The organism is Pantoea brenneri (assembly GCF_038594305.1).
Taxonomy (GTDB): domain Bacteria; phylum Pseudomonadota; class Gammaproteobacteria; order Enterobacterales; family Enterobacteriaceae; genus Pantoea; species Pantoea brenneri.
The window spans coordinates 1,922,727-1,940,813 of sequence record NZ_JBCGBG010000001.1; the positions used below are offsets into that span (position 1 = coordinate 1,922,727).

Consider the following 18,087-nt stretch of genomic DNA (forward strand, 5'->3'; position numbering starts at 1 on the left):
CTTAATCAGTAGAGTGAGTGACTGTTGCTTTCGATGTGCTCTTTGGTGATACGGCCAAACATCTTCCAGTAACACCAACTGGTGTAAGCCAGAATGATCGGCACGAAGATCACCGCAGCGACGGTCATAATTTTCAGCGTCAGCAGGCTGGAGGTGGCATCCCACATCGTCAGGCTGATGCCCGGCACCGTGCTGGAAGGCATGATGAACGGGAACATTGCGATACCCGCCGTCATGATGACGCAGGCCAGAGTCAGTGAGGAGAACAGGAACGCCCAGGCGCCCTTCTCAAGCCGGGAGCAGATCACCGTCAGCAGTGGCAGCAGCACGCCGAGCAGCGGGAACAGCCACAGCACCGGCTGGTTCTGGAAGTTCACCAACCAGGCACCCGCTTCCCGCACCACGGTTTTACCCAGCGGATTCGAGGCGGCGAAGTGATCGAGGGTGCTGGTGACGACGTAGCCATCAATACCATATTTCACCCAGACGCCCGCCAGCACGAAGCAGACCATCATCACCAGCGCGGCAATCTGTGCGACCGCGCGTGAACGCAGATGCAGTTCGCCGCTGGTGCGCATCTGCAGATAGGTCGCGCTCTGCGCCAGAATCATCGCCACGCTGACTACGCCCGCCAGCAGGCCAAACGGATTCAGCAGCTGGAAGAAGTTACCGGTATAGAACAGGCGCAGATATTCATCGGCATGGAAGGGAACGCCCTGCAACAGGTTGCCGAACGCCACGCCAATCACCAGTGGTGGCACAAAGCTGCCAATGAAAATGCCCCAGTCCCAGGCACCGCGCCAGCGGTTATCTTCAATCTTGGAGCGGTAATCAAAGCCAACCGGCCGGAAGAACAGCGAGGCCAGCACCAGAATCATCCCCACATAGAAGCCTGAAAAGGCCGCAGCATAGACCATCGGCCAGGCGGCAAACAGCGCGCCGCCGGCGGTGATCAGCCATACCTGATTGCCATCCCAGTGCGGGGCGATGGTGTTAATCATGATGCGGCGTTCGGTATCGTTGCGGCCCAGAATGCGCGTCAGCATGCCGACGCCCATATCAAAACCATCTGCCACGGCGAAACCGATCAGCAGTACGCCTATCAGCAACCACCAGATAAAGCGCAGAACTTCATAATCAAACATGGTCGCTCTCCTTATCCCTGTACCGGCTGAGTCATCGCCGTGATCTGTTCATGATGGTAACGCCCGGTTTTCAGGCTGCTCGGCCCAAGGCGGGCAAATTTGAACATCAGGTACATCTCAGCCACCAGGAACAGGGTGTAGAGACCGCAGATCAGGATCATTGAGAACAGCAGATCGCCCACCGTCAGCGACGAGTTAGCGACTGCAGTCGGCAACACTTCACCGATGGCCCACGGCTGGCGACCGTATTCCGCCACAAACCAGCCTGACTCGATGGCAATCCACGGCAGTGGAATACCGAACAGGGCCGCTTTCAGTAACCAGCGGTTCTTGCCAATGCGGTTACGAATAACACTCCAGAAGGACAGCGTAATCACGCCCAGCAGCAGCACGCCACACAGCACCATGATGCGGAACGCGAAATAGAGCGGTGCCACGCGCGGAATTGAATCCTGTGTCGCCTGCTGGATTTGCGCTTCGGTGGCGTCAGAGACGTTAGCGGTATAGCGTTTCAGCAGCAGACCATAGCCGAGATCCTGCTTGTGGCTGTTGAAGGCTTCGCGTACCGCCGGGTCCTGGCTGCCGCCACGCAGTTCATTCAGCAAGGCGTAGGCTTTCATGCCGTTGCGGATGCGGACTTCATGCTGCGCCATCAGATCTTTCAGCCCGGTAACCGGTGTGTCGGTGGATCGGGTAGCGATCAGACCAAGCAGCCACGGAATTTGAATGGCATATTTGTTTTCGCGGGTCTCCTGATCCGGCAGGCCAAACAGAGTAAACGACGCCGGAGCGGGCTGGGTTTCCCATTCAGCTTCAATCGCTGCCAGCTTGGTTTTCTGCACGTCACCCATTTCGTAACCGGACTCATCGCCCAGTACGATCACCGACAGCACCGCCGCCATGCCGAAGCTGGCCGCAATGGCGAACGAGCGTTTAGCAAAGGCGATATCGCGTCCTTTCAGCAGATACCAGGCGCTGATGCCGAGAATAAACATCGCACCGGTGGTGTAGCCTGCCGCCACGGTATGGACGAATTTGACCTGGGCAACCGGGTTGAGTACCAGCTCGGAGAAGCTGACCATCTCCATGCGCATGGTTTCGAAGTTGAACTCAGAGGCGATCGGATTTTGCATCCAGCCATTCGCCACCAGGATCCACAGCGCCGACATGTTTGAGCCCAGCGCCACCAGCCAGGTGACGGCCAGATGCTGCACTTTACCCAGCCGATCCCAGCCAAAAAAGAACAGGCCGACAAAGGTGGATTCGAGGAAGAACGCCATCAGCCCTTCAATGGCGAGCGGCGCACCAAAGATATCGCCGACGTAGTGAGAGTAATATGACCAGTTGGTCCCGAACTGAAATTCCATGGTCAGGCCGGTAGCCACGCCGAGCGCGAAGTTAATACCGAATAACTTGCCCCAGAATTTCGTCATATCTTTATAAATCTGTTTGCCGCTCAGGACGTATACCGTCTCCATGATCGCCAGCAAAAACGCCATACCCAGCGTTAAAGGCACGAACAGAAAATGGTACATCGCCGTTAAGGCAAACTGTAACCGCGACAGCTCGACGATATCTAACATAATGACTCCTTGCTCCTCGCATTATCCCGTTACGCGCATCACAGAGGCGCGCGTAATCTGAGTCAGGAACGACTGTTTATTAATTCCAGTTTTTTATACCCAGCAGAACAGAGTGATGAGCTGCCCGTAGCTGGTGAATAACGGGTAAAGCAGCCCTGACTGTCAATGCAGCGCTAATCTCAACGTATGCAAAAACAACAGAAAAGCGGGTATCACCCCGGGTAGAGCAAACGTTTGAAAGTTTGTGTGAAAGGCTGAATTGATGTAGCGCAATTTACGCCTTTAGCGTTACGCTTTGCCAGCGGAATAGTTGGTTATAACTCGCGAATAATTGATCTGGAATAACGTAATAAATTTCCAGATAGGGTCAGGTAGGTTTCTTGTTATCAGGATGTCATCGTCGGGCTGAATATTATTTAAAAAATATTACCTTTGCTGCTTTTAATTAACTCCAGGCATTTTTCTGGCGGTTATTCTGCTGCGCCGTCGATTCAACAGCGCGGCCGGGTACCAGCAATAGAAGGCATAAAAAAAGCCACCCGCAGGTGGCTTTGATGTTCGATCTGTTTGGCTTATTTCGCCGGCAGGACAGCTTTCACCGCATCACCGATGTCAGCCAGGCTGCGAACGGTTTTCACGCCGGCCGCTTCCAGTGCCGCAAACTTCTCGTCTGCTGTGCCTTTACCACCGGCAATGATGGCGCCCGCATGGCCCATACGCTTGCCTTTTGGCGCCGTCACACCCGCGATATAACCCACCACAGGCTTGGTGACATGCTCTTTGATGAACGCCGCAGCTTCTTCTTCCGCGCTGCCACCGATCTCACCGATCATCACGATCGCTTCGGTCTGTGGATCGTCCTGGAACATTTTCAGGATGTCGATGAAGTTAGAACCTGGGATCGGGTCACCGCCGATGCCGACACAGGTCGACTGGCCGTAGCCGATGTCGGTGGTCTGCTTAACGGCTTCATAGGTCAGCGTACCTGAACGTGAGACGATGCCGACGCGGCCCGGCTGGTGAATGTGACCCGGCATGATGCCGATTTTGCATTCGCCTGGGGTGATCACGCCTGGGCAGTTTGGACCAATCATCCGCACGCCCGCTTCATCCAGCTTCACTTTCACGGTCAGCATATCCAGCGTCGGGATGCCTTCGGTGATGGTGATGATCAGTTTGATGCCTGCATCGATCGCTTCAAGGATGCCATCTTTACAGAACGGAGCCGGCACGTAGATCACGGTGGCGGTTGCGCCGGTCGCTTCTACGGCTTCACGCACGGTGTTGAACACCGGCAGGCCCAGATGGGTGGTGCCGCCTTTGCCTGGCGTGACGCCGCCAACCAGTTGGGTGCCGTAGGCCAGCGCCTGCTCAGAATGGAAAGTCCCCTGGCCACCGGTGAAACCCTGGCAAATGACTTTGGTGTTTTTGTCGATCAGAATGGACATTATTTACCCTCCGCGGCAGCAACAACACGCTGTGCGGCGTCTGTCAGGCTGGTTGCTGCAATGATGTTCAGACCGCTGTCCGCCAGTTTCTGGGCGCCCAGCTCGGCGTTGTTACCTTCCAGACGTACCACCACTGGCACGTTCACACCCACTTCAGCCACTGCGCCGATGATGCCGTCGGCAATCAGGTCACAGCGTACGATACCGCCGAAGATGTTAACGAATACCGCTTTCACTGCATCGTCAGACAGGATGATTTTGAAGGCTTCTGTGACGCGCTCTTTGGTTGCGCCGCCGCCAACATCAAGGAAGTTCGCCGGTTGACCGCCGTGGTGCTTAACGATGTCCATGGTACCCATCGCCAGACCTGCGCCGTTCACCATACAGCCGATGTTGCCTTCCAGGGCGACATAGTTCAGTTCCCACTGTGTAGCATGGGCTTCACGTGGATCTTCCTGGCTTGGATCGCGCATTTCGCGCAGCTCTGGCTGACGGAACAGCGCATTGCCATCGGCACCCAGTTTGCCATCCAGGCAGATCAGATCGCCCTGCTTAGTGATCACCAGCGGGTTGATCTCAACCATCGCCAGATCGCGCTCGAGGAACAGTGTCGCCAGACCCATGAAGATCTTAGTGAACTGACCGACCAGCTTGCCGGACAGGCCCAGTTTGAATGCCAGCTCACGGCCCTGATAAGGCTGTGGACCGGTCAGCGGATCGAGCGCCATTTTATGAATCAGGTGCGGGGTTTCTTCCGCCACTTTTTCGATTTCTACGCCGCCTTCAGTTGATGCCATGAAGATCACGCGACGCGTTGCACGATCGACCACCGCGCCCAGGTAAAGCTCCTGGTCGATGTCGGTTGCGGCTTCAACCAGAATCTGGTTTACCGGCTGGCCGTTCGCATCTGTCTGATAGGTTACCAGGCGTTTGCCCAGCCAGTTTTCAGCAAAGGCGCGAATCTCTTCTTTGCTGTTAACCACTTTCACACCGCCCGCTTTACCGCGGCCACCGGCATGAACCTGACATTTTACTACCCACGGGCCTGCGCCAATTTTCGAGGCAGCTTCTTCCGCTTCACGTGGTGTAGTACAGGCGTAACCGGTTGGTGCCGGCATGCCATACCGTGCAAACAGTTGTTTCGCCTGGTATTCGTGTAAGTTCATGATGTTCTATCCATTCAGGTCTGAAAAGAGTAAAGAGGTTGGGCGCGCGGCGAGGCGCGCCCGATGAAAATCAGACATCCAGCAGCAGGCGCGCCGGGTCTTCCAGCATCTCTTTCACCGCAACCAGGTAGCCGACAGATTCACGGCCATCGATCAGACGGTGATCGTAGGAGAGCGCCAGATACATCATTGGCAGCACCACGACCTGACCATTGACCGCCATAGGACGATCTTTGATGGCGTGCATGCCGAGGATGGCACTCTGTGGCGGGTTGATGATCGGGGTCGACATCAGCGAACCGAAGACGCCACCGTTGGTGATGGTGAAGTTACCGCCGGTCAGATCGTCAACCGTCAGCTTGCCGTCACGACCTTTCACCGCCAGTTCTTTAATTTTCTTCTCGATATCAGCCATGCTCAGCGCATCGACGTCGCGCAGCACCGGCGTCACCAGGCCGCGTGGCGTGGAGACCGCAATGCTGACGTCAAAGTAGTTGTGATAAACCACATCTTCGCCATCGATAGAAGCATTCACTTCCGGATAGCGTTTCAGCGCTTCAACTACCGCTTTGATGTAGAAGGACATGAAGCCCAGACGCACGCCGTGACGCTTCTCGAAAGCCTCGCCGTACTGCTTACGCAGATCCATGATCGGCTTCATGTTGATTTCGTTGAAGGTGGTCAGCATCGCGGTGCTGTTCTTCGCTTCCAGCAGACGTTCGGCAACACGTTTACGCAGACGGGTCATCGGCACGCGTTTTTCGCTGCGGTTAGCGACCGCAGGCTGTGGCGCACTGTCAGCGGCTGGCGCAGCGGCGGCTTTCGGCGCAGCAGGCTTGTTGGCCAGATGTTTTTCAACATCTTCACGGGTCAGACGACCACCCACACCGCTGCCTTTGATCTGCGAGGCATCGAGGTTATGTTCCGCAATCAGGCGGCGAATTGCCGGGCTGAGCGCATCGTTGCTCTCTTCTTCCAGTGAGGCAGTCTGACGCTGAGCCGGAGTCGACTCTTTGCTTTCAGACTTCGCGCTGCTCTCTTTACCGCCGCTGTTGCCCTCTTTCAGACGACCGAGGACCTGGCGTGAAGTGACGGTTGCGCCCTCATCTTCCAGCACGGCTTCTAAAATGCCGTCAGCGGATGCAGGCACTTCCAGCACCACTTTGTCAGTTTCAATTTCGACCAGCACTTCATCGCGAGTGACTGCATCGCCTGGTTTTTTGTGCCAGGTTGCCACGGAGGCATCGGCAACCGATTCAGGCAGGTCGGGAACGAGAATATCTACGCTACTCATTATCTTTCCTTTTAATTAATCAACGTTCAGCGCGTCATTAACCAGGTCTTGCTGCTGTTTTTGGTGTACGGACATGTAACCCACGGCCGGTGAAGCGGATGCCGGGCGGCCTGCATAACGTAAGGTGGCACCAAATGGCACAACTTCACGGAAATGATGCTGGCTGCAGTACCAGGCACCCTGATTCAGGGGTTCTTCCTGACACCAGACAAAATCCTGCACATGGGAATACGCTTTTAAAGCTTCCTGTACCGCTTGATGCGGGAACGGATAGAGCTGCTCGATACGCACGATAGCGACATCGGTCTGCTCGTTTTTACGGCGCTGTTCCAGCAGGTCGTAATAGACTTTACCGGAGCAAAGCACGACGCGTTTAACGCCCTGCGGATCGAGATCGTCGACTTCGCCAATCGCCGGTTTGAAGCTGCCGTTAGCCAGCTCATCCAGCGTGGAGATCGCCAGCGGATGACGCAGCAGCGATTTCGGCGACATCACAATCAGTGGACGCCGCATTCCGCGCAGCGCCTGACGACGCAGCATGTGATAAACCTGCGCCGGCGTAGACGGCACGCAGACCTGCATGTTCTGCTCAGCGCAGAGTTGCAGATAGCGCTCAAGGCGCGCTGAGGAGTGCTCAGGACCCTGACCTTCGTAGCCGTGCGGCAGCAGCATGACCAGGCCACACATCCGGCCCCATTTCTGCTCGCCGGAGCTGATGAACTGGTCGATCACCACCTGAGCACCGTTGGCGAAGTCACCGAACTGCGCTTCCCAGATGGTCAGAATGCGTGGCTCTGCGGTGGCATAACCATATTCAAACGCCAGTACCGCCTCTTCTGATAGCACGGAATCCCAGACTTTGAACTGGCCCTGGCCGCTGTGCACGTGATGCAGCGGAGTATAGGTCGAGCCGTTCGCCTGGTTATGGATTACCGCATGACGGTGGAAGAAGGTACCGCGACCGGTATCTTCGCCCGACAGGCGAACCGGAATGCCTTCATCAACCAGCGTGGCGTACGCCAGGTTTTCAGCACCGCCCCAGTCAAAGGCTTTCTCGCCTTCGGCCATCAGACGGCGATCGTTGTAGATCTTGGCGACGCGTGACTGAACTTCTACCTCTTCCGGGACCTGGCTGATACGCAGCGCCAGTTCCTTCAGACGTTTCATGTCGACCTGGGCCGGATACGGCTCGTCCCACTCGTGATTGAGGTAAGGCGACCAGGTAAAGGAGTGCAGGCTCATCGGCCGCCACTCTGGCACCACGCATTCGCCGGCATCCAGCGCATCGCGGTAGAGATTGACCATTTCGGTCGCATCTTCCTGGGTCGCTACCCCTTCACTTTCCAGACGGTCAGCATAGATTTTACGCGGCGTCGGGTGCTTTTTGATTTTCTGGTACATCAGCGGCTGGGTCGCACTCGGCTCATCGGCTTCGTTGTGACCATGACGGCGATAGCAGACCAGATCGATAAACACATCACGTTTGAAGGTGTTGCGATAATCGAGCGCCAGACGGGTAACAAACGCCACCGCTTCCGGGTCATCTGCATTGACGTGGAAAATAGGGGCCAGCACCATTTTGCCGATGTCGGTGCAGTACGGCGTTGAACGCGCATCTTTCGGGTTGGAGGTGGTGAAACCTACCTGGTTGTTGATCACGATGCGAACGGTACCGCCCACTTCGTAACCGCGTGCCTGAGACATGTTCAGGGTTTCCTGCACCACGCCCTGGCCGATTACCGCGGCATCACCATGAATGGTGATCGGTAAAACTTTGTTGCTGCTTGGCTCTTCCAGACGGTCAAGACGGGCGCGTACCGATCCCATCACCACCGGGCTGACGATCTCCAGATGCGACGGGTTAAACGCCAGCGCCAGGTGAACCAGGCCGCCTTCGGTTTCAACGTCAGACGAGAAGCCCATGTGGTACTTCACGTCACCGGTGCCGAGGTGCTCTTTATGCTTACCGGCGAACTCGTCGAACAGATCCTGCGGCTTTTTACCCAGCACGTTGATCAGCACGTTGAGACGGCCACGGTGCGCCATGCCGAGCACGACTTCGCGGGTGCCGCTTTTACCGGCATGACGGATCATTTCGCGCAGCATCGGAACCAGCGCATCGCCCCCTTCGAGGGAGAAGCGTTTGGCGCCCGGGAATTTAGCCCCGAGATATTTTTCCAGCCCTTCTGCCGCGGTCAGCTCTTTCAGGAAACCTTTTTTCTCTTCGCGGCTGAATGACGCATGGCCCACCACCGATTCCAGACGCTGCTGAATCCAGCGTTTCTCGTCGGTGTTATTGATGTGCATATATTCTGCACCAATTGAGCCACAGTAAGTCTGGGTCAGCGCCTCGAACAGATCGGCCAGCTTCATGGTCTCTTTGCCGATGGCAAAAGAGCCGACGTTAAAGCTTTCCTGAAAATCGGCGTCGGTCAGATCGTGAAAAGCCGGGTCCAGATCGGCAACCCGATCCTGCTTCCACAGGCCGAGCGGATCGAGATTGGCGTGCTGATGGCCGCGGAAACGAAACGCGTTAATCAGCTGCAGCACTTTCACTTGCTTCGAGTTGGTTTCTGGATCGGAGACGGATGAGGTGTAACGAGATGCATCTTTCGCCAGGCGACGGAAGTACTCACGTGTGGTGGAGTGAAACTGCTCAGGTTTCATTCCGGTGCCCGGTAACTGTTGGAACATCGAGCGCCACACTGCATCGACAGAGTCAGGATCGGTCAGGAAATCCTCATAGAGTTGCTCTATGTAAGACTGGTTCGCGCCGGCCAGCCAGGAGGAGTCCAGCCAGGGCTTCATCGCGCTGTTCTGCATTGTGATCCCTTAAGCATTGCTATGCTTTTTTGAGGTTTCATTTGTTGCCGCTTTCGCGGTTTGCCGTAGTGAGTTCAGCGATACGAGCACTGTGCGCAGCGCGCGTGGCCCGTAAGGGAACCTTTGTAAACGTGGTACCAGACCGCGCTTACAGAGGCTTCCGTAAACCACCGGGAACCTGAGGTTCCCGGATGGTGTGGTGCTTATGCCCCGCGTTGCAGCAGCATCGACTTAATATGGCCGATGGCGCGCGTCGGGTTTAGCCCTTTCGGGCATACGCTCACACAGTTCATGATGCTGTGACAGCGGAATACACTGAAAGCGTCGTTCAGATTGTCGAGACGCGCATCGGTTTCGGTGTCGCGGCTGTCGATCAGGAAGCGGTACGCGGCCAGCAGGCCGGCAGGCCCGATAAACTTCTCCGGGTTCCACCAGAATGACGGGCATGAGGTTGAACAGCAGGCACAGAGAATACATTCGTATAATCCATCCAGATGTTCGCGCTCATCCGGCGACTGCAGATGCTCACGTGCCGGCGGATTTTCCCCATTATTCAACAGGAAAGGCTTAATTTTCTCATATTGTGCATAAAACTGGCTCATGTCTACTACCAGGTCACGCACCACCGGTAAACCCGGCAGCGGACGGATAACGATTTTCTGTTTACCGTTGCCCAGCGCAGAGACCGGCGTGATGCAGGCCAGTCCGTTTTTACCGTTCATGTTGAGGCCGTCGGAGCCACAGACGCCTTCACGGCACGAGCGACGAAACGCCAGCGTCGGATCTTTCTCTTTCAGACGAATCAGCGCGTCCAGCAACATCATGTCGCGACCATCTTCCGCTTCCAGGCTGTAATCCTGCATCCGCGGTTTGTCGTCGACCTCTGGATTGTAGCGATAAATTGAAAACTCGAGTCTCATGATCGTCTCCGAAATTAGTAGGTACGCACTTTCGGCGGGAAGGCCGCGCGCAGTTTCGGCTGCATGTTCACCTCACGGCGCGTCATGCTCTCGGTTTCCGGGACATAAAGACTGTGGCACAGCCAGTTCTCATCATCACGATCCGGGAAGTCGAAGCGACTATGTGCACCGCGGCTCTCGGTGCGATAGTTAGCCGCCACCGCCGTGGCAAACGCCGTCTCCATCAGGTTGTCCAGTTCCAGACATTCAATACGCTGCGTGTTGAAGTCCGGCGAGCGGTCATCCAGACGCGCCGATTTCAGGCGTTCGCGGATCACTTTCAGCTCTTCCAGGCCCTGCGCCATTGCATCGCCTTCACGGAATACCGAGAAGTTATTCTGCATGCAACGTTGCAGCGCTTTGCGAATCTCAACCGGGTCTTCACCGGTGGTGTTATTTTCCCAACGGTTAAAGCGCGCCATCGCCGCATCAATCTCATCTTCAGAAGCATCACGCAGTTCGCCCTGCTCCTGAATGCTTTCCAGCAGATGCAGACCCGCAGCGCGGCCAAACACCACCAGGTCGAGCAGCGAGTTGCCGCCCAGACGGTTGGCACCGTGAACCGATACGCAGGCGATTTCGCCCACTGCAAACAGCCCAGGAATCACCACGTCTTCGCCCTGCTCATTCACCCGCAGCGCCTGACCGGTCACTTTGGTCGGAATGCCGCCCATCATGTAGTGACAGGTTGGAATCACCGGAATCGGTTCTTTAATCGGGTCGGCATGGGCAAAGGTGCGTGACAGCTCAAGAATGCCAGGCAGACGTGACTCAAGCACCTCTTTACCGAGGTGATCGAGTTTCAGTTTAATGTGCGGGCCCCACGGGCCATCGCAGCCGCGACCTTCGCGAATTTCGATCATCATCGAGCGCGCAACCACGTCACGGCCCGCCAGATCTTTCGCATTCGGCGCGTAGCGTTCCATGAAGCGCTCGCCATGTTTATTCAGCAGATAACCGCCTTCACCACGGCAGCCTTCGGTCACCAGCACGCCCGCGCCGGCGATGCCGGTTGGGTGGAATTGCCACATCTCCATGTCCTGCACCGGTACGCCTGCGCGCAGCGCCATACCCACGCCGTCACCGGTGTTGATGTGTGCATTGGTGGTGGACTGGTAAATACGGCCTGCCCCGCCGGTCGCCAGTACGGTGGCTTTGGCTTTAAAGTAGACGGTCTCACCGGTTTCGATACAAATCGCGGTACAGCCGACAATTGCGCCGTCGGCATTTTTCACCAAATCCAGCGCGTACCACTCAGAAAAGATAGTGGTCTTATTTTTCAGGTTCTGTTGGTACAGCGTATGCAGCAGGGCGTGACCGGTACGGTCGGCTGCCGCCGCGGTACGTGCCGCCTGCTCGCCACCAAAATTCTTCGACTGGCCGCCGAACGGACGCTGATAGACACGACCATCATCCAGACGCGAGAACGGCAGGCCCATGTGTTCCAGCTCCAGAATCGCTTCCGGTCCGGTTTTACACATATATTCAATCGCGTCCTGGTCACCGATATAGTCGGAGCCTTTGACGGTGTCGTACATGTGCCATTCCCAGTTATCTTCATGGGTATTACCCAGCGCAACGGTAATACCGCCCTGCGCAGATACGGTGTGGGAACGGGTCGGGAAAACTTTAGATAACAGGGCGCAGCTCTGGCCGGCCTGGGAGATTTGCAGTGCGGCTCGCATTCCTGCGCCACCTGCGCCGATCACCACGGCATCGAACTCTCTGATTGGCAAACTCATTTACACACCCCACACCACAACAAATCCATAAATCGCATACCACAACAGCGCCACCACAATCACAAACTGCAACACCAGACGGGTTGGCAGCGATTTGACGTAGTCTGTTAACACCTGCCACATGCCAATCCAGCCGTGGATCAGAATCGAGAACAGCGTCAGCAGGGTGAACACTTTAGTGAATGCGGAAGCGAAGAAGCCACGCCACAACTCATAGGTCAGCGTGTCAGTCATCACCACAAAACCGAGGATGTAGACGATGTAGAGCGTAATCAGAATTGCGGTTGCCCGCAGCAGCAGCCAGTCCTGGATACCGTTGCGACCCAACGCGGATGCATTGCTTACCATACGAGGACTCCCGCCAGAATTGCCAGCACGACAGTGATTACAAAAGTCATATAAGCTGAACGCTTACCCACCTGCAGGGTTTCAGCCAGATAACCAAAATCCATCAACATATGACGAATCCCGCTCACCGCGTGATAGGCCAGCGCCGTTAAAATGCCCCACATGATAAACTTCGCGAAGAAGCCATCCATGATGGTTGCAGCGTGCTGGAAACCTTCCGGAGAGGAGAGTGAGAGACCGAGTAGCCACAGCAGGATGCCAAGAGCAACCAATGTGATTACGCCGGAGACGCGGTGAAGAATGGACGATATTGCAGTAACGGGAAACCGGATCGTCGAGAGATCCAAGTTGACAGGTCTTTGTTTTTTCACGGTTTTGCCCACACAGCTCTTTTTTATTTTGCTTCCTCCGGACCTGAGGCGGAGTCTAATCACAACGCGTGGCAGACTTTAACCGTCACCAAAAAAGCAACATCCAGTGTTAATTGACGCGGTAGAAACGCTGGGTGGCTCCTGGTGTCAGGGTGTTCCGGAGACCTGGCAGGAGTATAGGAGGATCACATTCTGATTACAATTCCCCTACAAACTCTTTGGTAAATTTTAGATGGAACAGTGATCCTACTCACGATTTTCACAATTGATACAATTTTAATTATCTGATTTGACAATAGTTCAACAATTCAGTTACAAACTAACGCTACAAATTCCTATGATGCACAAAAGTTATGGGGATACACTTTCCCCTAAGCGCAAGTTATGTAACATTGCGAACGTAAGCATTAAAAAGCATCAGGTTATTGGTTACCAAGAAGTTATGTCCTGACCGGATCTTTAACAACCGCGATATGCAGCATGTCCATGGCTCTACGGTTCCTGCTGGGAACGCGCCTCTCACTCTGTACCCTGCACCAGCCATAAGACAGCAGAGTGATGCTGTGAAGTTTTGCCAACCGCAACATGAACGCGTTTCAGGTGTCTAAAGATCTTTACCTGCCTAAGGCGCTATGGAGACGAAAATGACAGATAAAAAAGTGACGCTAACCCTACAAGATGAAACGTCCGTTGAACTGGATGTGCTGCAAGGCACGCTGGGCCAGGATGTGGTTGATGTCCGCGCCCTCGGCTCCAGTGGACTGTTTACCTTCGATCCGGGTTTCACGTCCACCGCATCCTGCGAGTCAAAAATCACCTTTATTGATGGTGATGAAGGTATCCTGTTGCACCGCGGCTTCCCGATCTCCCAGTTGGCGACCCACTCCAACTATCTGGAAGTGTGCTACATCCTGCTGAATGGCGAAGCGCCAAATCAAAAGCAGTTTGAAGAATTCCGTACCACCGTTACCCGTCATACCATGATTCATGAGCAGATTACCCGTCTGTTCCACGGCTTCCGTCGTGATTCACACCCGATGGCGGTGATGTGTGGCGTGACCGGCGCACTGGCGGCGTTTTATCACGATTCGCTGGACGTTAACAATGAGCGTCACCGCGAAATCGCCGCGTTCCGCCTGCTGTCCAAAATGCCGACCATGGCCGCAATGTGCTACAAATACTCTATCGGTCAGCCGTTTGTTTACCCGCGTAATGACCTCTCTTATGCCGGTAACTTCCTGCACATGATGTTCGCGACACCGTGCGAAGAGTACAAGGTAAATCCGGTACTGGAACGCGCCATGGACCGTATCCTGATCCTGCATGCTGACCATGAGCAGAACGCCTCGACGTCAACCGTGCGTACCGCCGGTTCTTCTGGTGCTAACCCGTTTGCCTGTATCGCCGCCGGGATCGCCTCCCTGTGGGGACCGGCGCACGGCGGTGCCAACGAAGCGACACTGCGCATGCTGGAAGAGATCAGCACCGTTGAGCACATTCCGGAATTTGTTAAACGTGCCAAAGACAAAAATGACTCCTTCCGTCTGATGGGCTTTGGTCACCGCGTTTACAAAAACTACGATCCACGTGCCACCGTGATGCGCGATACCTGCCATGAAGTCCTGAATGAGCTGGGTATGAAGGATGATCTGCTGGAAGTGGCGATGGAACTGGAACACATTGCGCTGAACGACCCTTACTTCATCGAGCGCAAACTCTATCCAAACGTCGATTTCTACTCCGGTATTATTCTGAAAGCGATGGGAATTCCTTCCTCAATGTTTACCGTGATCTTCGCGATGGCGCGTACCGTTGGCTGGATTGCGCACTGGAAAGAGATGCACGACGAAGGGATGAAAATCGCCCGTCCGCGTCAGCTCTATACCGGTTATACCGAGCGCGAATTCAACTCGCAGCTGGAAAAATAAGCGTTATATTTCAACGCAAAAGCGGGGCCATCTGGCCCCGTTTTTTTTATAGCTGCCGTCAGGCACTCAGTGCTGACACCCCGGACACCAGTAAAAAGGCCGTGATGAGAGCGTGCCCTTCTCAATCACCGTGCCGCAGCGCCGGCATTTTTTGCCCTGCCGATGAAACACCTCAAACTGAAACGCCGCTTCCTCATGATATTTCTTCATGGTGCCACGCATCCGATAGGCATGGCGCGGCACTGAAAGCAGCGCCTCGCTGAAAGCAGTCAGCTGATGGTTACTGAGATCCTGCGCCCGATGCTGCGGCAGCAACTGTGCCAGCCAGAGAATTTCGGCACGCAGGTAATTGCCCAGCCCGGCCAGAAAAGCCTGATCCAGCAGCAGACCACTGAACTGCCGCCGCCGGAAACGGGGTGACAGCAGCCGCTCTTTCACCTCATCCACCGTCAGCGCACTGCTCAGCACATCGGGGCCGATGCGGTTAAGAAACGGGTGTGCTGCCAGCGTATCGGCGTTCAGTAACTCAATATCCGACGCGCTATACAGCAGAATAGCCCGATCGGCCGTCGCCAGCCGTACCCGTAACTGTCGGGTGGTCTGTAATTCCGTTTCGGGCGTGACGATGCGCCAGACGCCATACAGCTGATTGTGGCTGTAGAGCGTCAGGCCATTGCTGAAATGTGTCAGCAACGCCTTGCCGCGTGTCTCAATCGCCTGCACCTGTTCGCCAATCAGCGCCGGTTCGTAAGTTTTCAGCGCCGGAAAGGCAAACCACGCTTCGGTTAACGGCTGGCCGACAATCGCGGTCTCGAGCTGATCCGCCACCCGGCGGATCTCTGGTCCTTCAGGCATCGTGGATCCTCTTAGTGTGTGGCACCGCCAGCTATTTTCAGATCTTCACCGGTCTCCAGCGTCACCCGGACCGCAATTTCCAGCGCCTGAATCACACTGGCGACCGACATGCTTGGCGCACCAGGGTGCAACGCCGCCTGCTCCGGCAGGTAAGGGATGTGGATAAAGCCACCGCGCACCGGCGTCTGCTGCTGGGCCAGCCAGTGCAGCAGACCATACATCACCCGGTTACAGGTAAAGGTCCCGGCGGTCTGTGACACCGAGGCGGGAATCCCCGCCTGACGCAGCGCGGCCACAATCGCCTTGATCGGCAGACGCGAGAAATAGGCCGCCGGACCGTCAGCCACAATTGCTTCATCAACCGGCTGATGGCCGGCGTTGTCGGCAATACGCGCATCATCAACGTTGATGCCGATGCGTTCAACGGTAATATCGCTGCGCCCGCCCGCTTGTCCTACCGACAGAATCGCATCCGGTTTCACCTCCTCCAGCGCCTGGTAGAGCACATCCAGCACATCCGCAAACACCACCGGCAACTGACGGATGACGATCCGTGCACCAGCAATCTCTTTGCCTTCCAGCGCACTGACCGCTTCCCATGATGGGTTAATGCTTTCACCGCCAAACGGTTCAAAGGCGGTCATCAGGACAGTTTTCATTCAGCCTCACAGGAACATCAGGAAATAGAGCAGGAAAATGTTAACGATTAACAGTAGCACACCGGTCGGGACCTGAGCTTTGATCACCGCGTTACGATCCGGCAGCTCCAGCAGCGCCGCCGGCACGATGTTAAAGTTAGCCGCCATCGGCGTCATCAGCGTTCCGCAGTAGCCGGAGAACATGCCGATGGCTGCCATCACCGCCGGATTGCCGCCGTGCTGCAGCACCAGAATCGGAATACCGACGCCAGCTGTGATAATCGGAAACGCAGCAAAGGCGTTGCCCATCACCATGGTCAGCAGCGCCATGCCACCGGCATAAACCGCCACCGCGATAAAGCGACTGTCGACCGCCAGATAGCTTTCGGTCAGATGGGAAATCGCACTGCCGACGCCGGCACTGGTAAACAGCAGACCCAGGGTGGCGAGGATCTGCGGCAGGATAAATGCCCAGCCAATAGCATCCAGCAGCCGTCGGGTCTCCTGCATCGACTGCACCGGTTTCTCATGCGTCAGTTTCAGCGCCACCAGCCAGCCGATCAGGCAGCCGATCATCATCGAAAACAGCGTCACCAGCGTCGCGTGGTTACCAGGACCAAACACCGTATCCTGCAAGCCCGGGATATGGTTGAACGCCAGCACGCCCGCGACCGTCACCACCGGGATCGCCAGCGCAGGCAGGAACAGTTTATTGCGCAGGCGCAGCGCACTGGCCTGTTTCTCCTCCTCACTGCGCTGATGATAGCGGCCCAGCTTTACCCCGCCTAAGCCAGCAATCAGCGCCATCACCACCACTGCGACCCCGACGCTAATATTCAGCATCCGGGTGCCGGCGGCTGCCGAACCCATCCACTGCGTCATCAGTTGCGTGGTCCAGTCGCCAACCAGGAAAATCAGGCCATACAGCGCCCAGAACAGTCCGGTGGTTAAACGGCGCGGGTTGGCGCGATCGCCCCAGGAGAGGAGCGCCACCACCAGCAGGATCACCCCTGCCAGCCACATCAGATATTGTTGCTGAAACATTACTGCCCTCCTTTGGCTTTCAGTGCCTGGCCGTTCAGCGCCTGTAATTCACGGGCTAACTGACGATCGAGCCGTACCAGGCGGGCCGAGTGGATCAGGAAGGCCGCCACTGCGGTCGGGATACCCCACAGGGCAATGTGTAGCGGTTCAGTCTGAATCCCGGCCGACTCCTGCATAAAGTTGTGCATGAAGATAATCGCGCCAAAGGCGACGAAAATGTCCTCGCCAAAAAACAGCCCGACGTTATCAGTTGCCGCCGACATGGCGCGCAGACGATGGCGCACCTCTGGCGAGACGTCAGCATAACGGTTTTCCGTCGCCCCTTCCGCCATCGGTGCCAGCAGTGGGCGCACCATCTGCGGATGACCACCGAGGCTGGTCAGGCCGAGCGCTGCGGTCAGTTCGCGCACCAGCAGATAGACGATCAGTAAACGTCCGGCGGTGGCGGTTTTAATCTGGGCGATCCACGCCTGCGCCCGCTCTTTCAGCCCGTGACGTTCCAGCAGGCCGATCACCGCCAGCGGCAGCAACAGAATCAGCGGCAGGTTACGGGTGTTGAGAAAGCCCGAACCGAGCTTTTCCAGAATGTCGGCCAACGGCATCATGGCCGCGAAGCCGGTGACGAAACCGGCGACAATAACCACCAGCACCGGATTAAACCGTAATACGAAGCCGATAATGATGGCTGCAATGCCAAGCAGCGGCCAGAGATTTACCACGCTATCCATCTTTTCCCCTTAGAG

General features: G+C 56.1%; 15 protein-coding genes. 1 reads left to right on the forward strand and 14 read right to left on the reverse strand.

Annotated elements, in window-relative coordinates:
- Positions 1 to 5 precede the first annotated feature (5 nt).
- The 10 genes from cydB to sdhC form a co-directional block, all read right to left on the reverse strand.
- Positions 6 to 1,145 carry a cytochrome d ubiquinol oxidase subunit II gene (gene cydB / locus AABB92_RS09025; RefSeq protein ID WP_031374828.1) on the reverse strand — a complete coding sequence of 380 codons (1,140 nt, stop codon included), beginning with the start codon at positions 1,143 to 1,145 and terminating at the stop codon, positions 6 to 8.
- 11 nt (positions 1,146 to 1,156) lie between these two features.
- Positions 1,157 to 2,728, reverse strand: coding sequence for a cytochrome ubiquinol oxidase subunit I (cydA, locus tag AABB92_RS09030; RefSeq protein ID WP_031374827.1), 1,572 nt, complete (start codon positions 2,726 to 2,728; stop codon positions 1,157 to 1,159).
- 572 nt (positions 2,729 to 3,300) lie between these two features.
- Entirely contained in the window at positions 3,301 to 4,176 is an 876-nt protein-coding gene (sucD, locus tag AABB92_RS09035) for a succinate--CoA ligase subunit alpha (protein WP_021508535.1), read from the reverse strand.
- A complete protein-coding gene (gene sucC / locus AABB92_RS09040) occupies positions 4,176 to 5,342 on the reverse strand; it encodes an ADP-forming succinate--CoA ligase subunit beta (RefSeq protein WP_046288453.1) in 1,167 nt (388 codons plus the stop codon). Before sucC ends, sucD begins: the two co-directional genes overlap by 1 nt.
- A 70-nt stretch (positions 5,343 to 5,412) precedes the next feature.
- On the reverse strand, positions 5,413 to 6,636 hold the full coding sequence (odhB, locus tag AABB92_RS09045) for a 2-oxoglutarate dehydrogenase complex dihydrolipoyllysine-residue succinyltransferase (RefSeq protein ID WP_031374826.1): 1,224 nt from the start codon (positions 6,634 to 6,636) through the stop codon (positions 5,413 to 5,415).
- A 15-nt stretch (positions 6,637 to 6,651) separates the two neighbouring features.
- On the reverse strand, positions 6,652 to 9,459 hold the full coding sequence (gene sucA, locus AABB92_RS09050) for a 2-oxoglutarate dehydrogenase E1 component (protein ID WP_031374825.1): 2,808 nt from the start codon (positions 9,457 to 9,459) through the stop codon (positions 6,652 to 6,654).
- 203 nt (positions 9,460 to 9,662) lie between these two features.
- Positions 9,663 to 10,379: a succinate dehydrogenase iron-sulfur subunit gene (locus AABB92_RS09055; RefSeq protein WP_031374824.1), complete on the reverse strand. Its 717-nt coding sequence runs from the start codon at positions 10,377 to 10,379 to the stop codon at positions 9,663 to 9,665.
- Positions 10,380 to 10,393: 14 nt separating this feature from the next.
- Positions 10,394 to 12,160 (reverse strand): succinate dehydrogenase flavoprotein subunit, encoded by a 1,767-nt coding sequence (gene sdhA / locus AABB92_RS09060; RefSeq protein ID WP_031374823.1) that lies wholly within the window; start codon positions 12,158 to 12,160, stop codon positions 10,394 to 10,396.
- Positions 12,161 to 12,508, reverse strand: coding sequence for a succinate dehydrogenase membrane anchor subunit (sdhD, locus tag AABB92_RS09065; RefSeq protein WP_031374822.1), 348 nt, complete (start codon positions 12,506 to 12,508; stop codon positions 12,161 to 12,163).
- Complete coding sequence (gene sdhC, locus AABB92_RS09070; RefSeq protein WP_046288454.1) at positions 12,502 to 12,891, reverse strand: succinate dehydrogenase cytochrome b556 subunit; 390 nt, start codon at positions 12,889 to 12,891, stop codon at positions 12,502 to 12,504. Before sdhC ends, sdhD begins: the two co-directional genes overlap by 7 nt.
- 632 nt (positions 12,892 to 13,523) lie before the next feature.
- Between sdhC and AABB92_RS09075 the strand changes: the two genes are divergently transcribed.
- A complete protein-coding gene (locus AABB92_RS09075) occupies positions 13,524 to 14,807 on the forward strand; it encodes a citrate synthase (RefSeq protein WP_031374820.1) in 1,284 nt (427 codons plus the stop codon).
- A gap of 66 nt (positions 14,808 to 14,873) precedes the next feature.
- On the opposite strand, the gene nei is transcribed toward AABB92_RS09075, so the two are convergent.
- The 4 genes from nei to AABB92_RS09095 are packed head-to-tail and all read right to left on the reverse strand — an operon-like array spanning position 14,874 to position 18,072.
- Positions 14,874 to 15,662 carry an endonuclease VIII gene (gene nei, locus AABB92_RS09080; RefSeq protein WP_031374819.1) on the reverse strand — a complete coding sequence of 263 codons (789 nt, stop codon included), beginning with the start codon at positions 15,660 to 15,662 and terminating at the stop codon, positions 14,874 to 14,876.
- An 11-nt stretch (positions 15,663 to 15,673) separates the two neighbouring features.
- A complete protein-coding gene (gene pcp, locus AABB92_RS09085) occupies positions 15,674 to 16,321 on the reverse strand; it encodes a pyroglutamyl-peptidase I (RefSeq protein ID WP_046288455.1) in 648 nt (215 codons plus the stop codon).
- Positions 16,322 to 16,327: 6 nt separating this feature from the next.
- Positions 16,328 to 17,344, reverse strand: a complete 1,017-nt coding sequence (locus tag AABB92_RS09090) for a DUF979 domain-containing protein (protein ID WP_046288456.1) — start codon at positions 17,342 to 17,344, stop codon at positions 16,328 to 16,330.
- Positions 17,344 to 18,072 (reverse strand): DUF969 domain-containing protein, encoded by a 729-nt coding sequence (locus AABB92_RS09095; protein ID WP_031374818.1) that lies wholly within the window; start codon positions 18,070 to 18,072, stop codon positions 17,344 to 17,346. The genes AABB92_RS09090 and AABB92_RS09095 overlap by 1 nt, the downstream gene beginning before the upstream one ends.
- Between the last annotated feature and the right edge of the window lie 15 nt (positions 18,073 to 18,087).

Coding starts and splice junctions, on each gene's coding strand:
- cydB (WP_031374828.1), bottom strand. CDS start 1,145: ATGTTTGATTATGAAGTTCTGCGCTTTATCTGGTGGTTGCTGATAGGC.
- cydA (WP_031374827.1), bottom strand. CDS start 2,728: ATGTTAGATATCGTCGAGCTGTCGCGGTTACAGTTTGCCTTAACGGCG.
- sucD (WP_021508535.1), bottom strand. CDS start 4,176: ATGTCCATTCTGATCGACAAAAACACCAAAGTCATTTGCCAGGGTTTC.
- sucC (WP_046288453.1), bottom strand. CDS start 5,342: ATGAACTTACACGAATACCAGGCGAAACAACTGTTTGCACGGTATGGC.
- odhB (WP_031374826.1), bottom strand. CDS start 6,636: ATGAGTAGCGTAGATATTCTCGTTCCCGACCTGCCTGAATCGGTTGCC.
- sucA (WP_031374825.1), bottom strand. CDS start 9,459: ATGCAGAACAGCGCGATGAAGCCCTGGCTGGACTCCTCCTGGCTGGCC.
- AABB92_RS09055 (WP_031374824.1), bottom strand. CDS start 10,379: ATGAGACTCGAGTTTTCAATTTATCGCTACAATCCAGAGGTCGACGAC.
- sdhA (WP_031374823.1), bottom strand. CDS start 12,160: ATGAGTTTGCCAATCAGAGAGTTCGATGCCGTGGTGATCGGCGCAGGT.
- sdhD (WP_031374822.1), bottom strand. CDS start 12,508: ATGGTAAGCAATGCATCCGCGTTGGGTCGCAACGGTATCCAGGACTGG.
- AABB92_RS09075 (WP_031374820.1), top strand. CDS start 13,524: ATGACAGATAAAAAAGTGACGCTAACCCTACAAGATGAAACGTCCGTT.
- nei (WP_031374819.1), bottom strand. CDS start 15,662: ATGCCTGAAGGACCAGAGATCCGCCGGGTGGCGGATCAGCTCGAGACC.
- pcp (WP_046288455.1), bottom strand. CDS start 16,321: ATGAAAACTGTCCTGATGACCGCCTTTGAACCGTTTGGCGGTGAAAGC.
- AABB92_RS09090 (WP_046288456.1), bottom strand. CDS start 17,344: ATGTTTCAGCAACAATATCTGATGTGGCTGGCAGGGGTGATCCTGCTG.
- AABB92_RS09095 (WP_031374818.1), bottom strand. CDS start 18,072: ATGGATAGCGTGGTAAATCTCTGGCCGCTGCTTGGCATTGCAGCCATC.